Raw genomic sequence first — 5,257 nt, 5'->3', positions numbered from 1 at the left:
CGTTAACCTTCATCTTGGGAGGGCGATTAACCATTATTCCAAATTAAGTTTTACTCCTCCGACTACTAAAAAGTCGCTTTATCCTTGGGCCTAATGACTTTTATTTCATTATTAGTTAATTTAATAACTAACCTTTAGGATTCTCCCAGTTACTCTAAATATCGACCTTGATTCCTTAGGTGAAGTATAACCGTTATGGAAACGGTGAGATTCCAGGTTTTTAATTGATAAACTATCCAATACAGTTCTTTAATATTGATAGGCTCTGGACTGTCCGGTTTAAGTAGTTTACAGAACAGTTCCAGTATTACATCTTCTTTACAACTACTTTGGCCCTTTCAGGCTTATCCTTAAAATCATTCAGTGGCGGTATCTTCTTGACTAACTACTTCATCGCAACCCTTTTAAGAACTGCTGTAATCCCTTATTGTTTCCTTTAAGGAACCGTTCTTGGCCTGTCAGTGTTTATCGCACTGATGATTGGTTAAATCACTCGATATTTAAATAGGAGAATCCTAAAGGTTAGTTATTAAATTAACTAATAATGAAATAAAAGTCATTAGGCCCAAGGATAAAGCGACTTTTTAGTAGTCGGAGGAGTAAAACTTAATTTGGAATAATTAAGTTAATCGCCCTCCCAAGATGAAGGTTAAAGGCCTTTATAGGGCCAAAGAAGTCAGTAATTTATTGTTTATTCAGTGTGGGAAGTTGGTGGATACGCAAATAACTGTTTTAGAGCGAGAAGCTAAACTTTTTAGTAAACATGGAATATTATTCAAAATCGTTCTTTCAATAATTAAGGTATTAAAAAAGTTTAAATATGGGATTAATAACAAATTCTGGTTCACAAGTACAGTGGAACAACAGATAGACTATTAATGGTATCAAGCTCAAAAAGATTGAGTAATACCGCCGCTAATATTAACGGATATCAAATTATGACTCGTTATACAAGTTATTATCCCAAAAGGTAAGGTAAAATCCTAAGATTTCAAGTTTATCCCGCTATTAAAGAACGGTCAAATTTCAGAGGAGTTATAGAGCTAATATTAACTTTGAAAAAAAAGACCGATAAGAATAAACAACTAATCCGTGGTAGCTTTAAAGTAGTCGGCGATAAAAGGATAAATTATGGCAAGCCGGATGCTTGGAAACTTGCCCGTCCGGTTAGATGGGGGCTGTTTGTAATAGATAATTAAAATATAAATGGACATAAATAATCTATCCATATTTATTGAGATATAGTGGTATGCAACCTATTTATTTGATTGAAAAATTTGTGTTTTTAAAACCGTTTTATATCTAAACAAAATTAGTAATTATGCTAACCAAAAAAATTTCTTTTTTTGGAAGATGAAACTAATCAAAATAAGTTATTATTCTAAATAGAATTCGTAAATTTATGATATATTTACAAAGAACATAATTTTAAAAAATATTTATAAATTTCTATATTCAAATAACAGAAGTTATCAATTAGTAAAGAACAAACAATTTATTTAAAATATCATGTTAATCAACAATATTATTGTTTAGAGGTTTTTGTAGATTGAAGATATAGTTTTAAATATTTTATCTTTATTGGATGATAAAAAAATAAATAAAAATTTTGTTTTTAATTAATAATATTATTAAATTATTAAATAATAATAATAAACCTTATTGTCAGCAAATTAAACGATCAATGGCAAATATCTAAAATATTATAAATGGCAATTAGCTCCTTTAGCTAGAACAGAAAATAATAAATCAAAACCTATTTATATGTACATGATCCATAAAATATATCCAAATATATGACATAAAAAGAGATTTTTTATAATAATAGACAGATAGTTTCCACACCAATTGTAAGAACAAGACTATCCGGGAGATATATTGGAATTTAAAATTTGGAAAACAAAAATTAAAAAATTTTTAATTAATTAAAATACCTATTATACAAAGAAATAAATTATTATTAATAGTAGATCAAACGCAAAAAATTATTTGATTCCTTATTTCATATCCATAAAGAGCTTTAGGGAAAGATAAATTATAACTCTTGCTATCGAAGTCATTAAACAGTTTAAATAAATTGTAATTTATCAATCAGCGTTAATTAAAGTAAAGGATATAAATCAGTCCTTTATTAAAAGAAAATAAATAATTAAATTATTTTGTAAAAGCATAAATAGGAGAAAATCTTTATTTTACTTTTTAAAAAATAAAAAAATATGGTAAGTCCTTAATTAGTTATATGTTATGATTGTCTAGCTTATGATCGATTTCATATTAAACCAGCGTCAGGAACCGTTGCCAAATTAGGTTCGCATTTCATAAAATTCACTGCATAATTTATTTAGTCCAAAAACTTTTGTCGGCATCTTGATAAGCGTTACGTTGAAAATAAATGTCTCAATTATGACTTTATTTGTTCAATAGCTGTGTTGAGCCGCCAGTGAAAAGATTGTGCTGAAAATGGTGATTATAAAAATCATCAACAAAAGAAGTACTAAAACACAAAATCATTCTCTGCTCAACAACATAGAACCTCAAAAAACACAAAATATGCTAAATACTATCAACCAATTATTAATAAATAATGAATGAAATAAATTTTCATCATTATTTTATTTAAACATTTCTTTCTTAAAGTTATATAATAGTGATATATTTAAATTTCCAAATTTGATAATAAGATCTTATTATTATCAGAAAGGTTACGAAATTTGTAAATAAGGAAAACTTTTTGCAAAAATATTTTATTAAAATAATGTTTATTTTATTATTAGGAATAACAATTATTATTATGATTAATAAAAAAAATCATCATTGTACTAGCAAAAATCAATCACCTTTATCTTCTTGGGAATTAGTTGTTCTTCTGCAGAACGTTTCAGTCTAGTAGAAAAGAGTTTTTTTATTTTAAATGCTTCATAATAATCTAACGTTTCTTTTGCGGATTCCCAAGAAGATAAAGGTGATTGATTTTTGCTAGTACAATGATGATTTTTTTTATTAATCATAATAATAATTGTTATTCCTAATAATAAAATAAACATTATTTTAATAAAATATTTTAGCAAAAAGTTTTCCTTATTTACAAATTTCGTAACCTTTCTGATAATAATAAGATCTTATTATCAAATTTGGAAATTTAAATATATCACTATTATATAACTTTAAGAAAGAAATGTTTAAATAAAATAATGATGAAAATTTATTTCATTCATTATTTATTAATAATTGGTTGATAGTATTTAGCATATTTTTGTGTTTTTTGAGGTTCTATGAAATGTTGTTGAGTGCGAGCATAACTGGGATTTTTGTGTTTTAGTACTTCTTTTTATCTTCTTGATGATTTTTATAATCAATTATTTTCTGTTAATAATCTTTTTCATCCGCTTTGGGTTTCATTAAATCACAGTCGATACCAGCACAAATAAAGTCATAATTTTATTGAGACATTATTTTCAACGTACCATCAAGATGACAAAAAAGTTTTTGGACTAAATAAATTATGCAGTGAATTTTATGAAATGCGAAACCTAATTTGGCAACGGTTCCTGACGCTTGTTTTAATATGAAATCGATCATAAGCTAGACAATCATAACATATAAATTAATTAAGGACTTAACTACAAATTTTTTTATTTTTTAAAAAAAGTAAAAATAAAGATTTTCTCCTATTTATGCTTTTGCCAAAATAATTTAATTATTTATTATTTTCTTTAATAAAGGACCGATTTATATCCTTTTTAGCCTTAATTAACGCTCGTGATTGATAAAATTACAATTTATTTAAACCTGTTTTTAATATTCTCGATAGCAAGAGTTATAATTTTACCTTCCCCTAAAGTTTCATTATGATATAAACAAGGAATCCAAATAATTTTTTGCGTTTGATCTACTATTAATAATAATTTATTTCTTTGTATAATAGGTATTTTACAATTAATTAAAAATTTTTTTAATTTTTGCTTTCCAAATTTAAATTCCAATATATCTCCCGATAGTCTTGTTCTTACAATTAAAGGGAAAATTATCTGCCCATTACTATAAAAAATCTCTTTTTGCGTCATATATTTGGGATATATTTTGCGATCATGGTGTACATATAAAATAGGTTTTGATTTATTAATATTATTTTCTGTTCTAGCTAAAGGAGCTAATTGCCATTTATAATATTTTTTAGATATTTGCCATTGATCGTTTAATTTAAGTTGACAATAAGGTTTATTATTATTATTTAATAATTTAATAATATTATTAATTAAAACAAAATTTTTATTTATTTTTTTATCATCCAATAAAGATAAAATAATATTTTTTTGGATAACTATATTCAATTTACAAAAAACCTCTAAACAATAATATTGTTGATTAACATGATATTTTAAAAATAAATTTGTTTGTTCTTTTACTAATTGATAAATTTCTGTTATTTGAATATGAAATTTATAAATATTTTTTAAAAAATTATGTTCTTTTTGTAAATAAGGGATTACAAATTTACGAATTCTATTTCTAGAATAATAATCATTTTGATTAGTTTCATCTTCCAAAAAAGAAATTTTTTTTTGGTTAGCATAATTAATAATTTTGTCTTTAGAAAGATATAAAAACGGTTTTAAAAACACAAATTTTTCAATCAAATAAATAGGTTGCATACCACTATATCCTAATAAATATGGATAGATTATTTGCGTTTCAATAATCAAATTTATATTTTAATTATCTATTACAAACAGCCCCCATCTAAACCGGACGGGCAAGTTTCCAAGCATCCGGCTTGCCATAATTTATCCTTTTTATCGGACTAACTTTGTGTTACCACGGATTAGTTGTTTATTCTTATCGGTCTTTTTCGAAAGTTAATATTAGCTTCATAACCTTCGGAATTAATCGCTCTTTAATAGCGGGATAAATCTCGAAATTTTAGGATTTTACCTTACCTTTTTGGGATAATAACTTGTATAACGAGTCATAATTGATAATAACCGTTAACGTATTAGCGGCGGTATTACTCAATCTTTTTGAGCTTGATACCATTAATAGTCTATCTGTTGTTCCACTGTACTTGTGAACCAGAATTTGTTATTAATCCCATATTTAAACTTTTTTAATACCTTAATTATTGAAAGAACGATTTTGAATAATATTCCATGTTTACTAAAAAGTTTAGCTTCTCGCTCTAAAACAGTTATTTGCGTATCCACCAACTTCCCACACTGAATAAACAATAAATTACTGACTTCTTTGGCCCTATAAAGGC

General features: G+C 25.6%; 3 protein-coding genes. All 3 read right to left on the bottom strand.

The features are described 5' to 3' along the window. Positions 1–2,819 precede the first annotated feature (2,819 nt). Entirely contained in the window at positions 2,820–3,008 is a 189-nt protein-coding gene (locus KHD59_RS02290; RefSeq protein WP_238120371.1) for a hypothetical protein, read from the bottom strand. Between the two features lie 771 nt (positions 3,009–3,779). Beyond that, complete coding sequence (gene tilS / locus KHD59_RS02285) at positions 3,780–4,703, bottom strand: tRNA lysidine(34) synthetase TilS (protein ID WP_213680512.1); 924 nt, start codon at positions 4,701–4,703, stop codon at positions 3,780–3,782. A 330-nt stretch (positions 4,704–5,033) separates the two neighbouring features. Beyond that, a partial coding sequence (locus tag KHD59_RS02280) for a hypothetical protein (protein ID WP_238120368.1) occupies positions 5,034–5,257 on the bottom strand: 224 nt, incomplete at its 5' end.

Source organism: Sesame phyllody phytoplasma (assembly GCF_018390775.2).
GTDB classification, from domain to species: domain Bacteria; phylum Bacillota_I; class Bacilli_A; order Acholeplasmatales; family Acholeplasmataceae; genus Phytoplasma; species Phytoplasma australasiaticum.
Note: the sequence above shows the minus strand (reverse complement) of the source record. Positions and strands in the feature narration are given on the sequence as shown.

Coding starts and splice junctions, on each gene's coding strand:
- KHD59_RS02290 (WP_238120371.1), bottom strand. CDS start 3,008: ATGATTAATAAAAAAAATCATCATTGTACTAGCAAAAATCAATCACCT.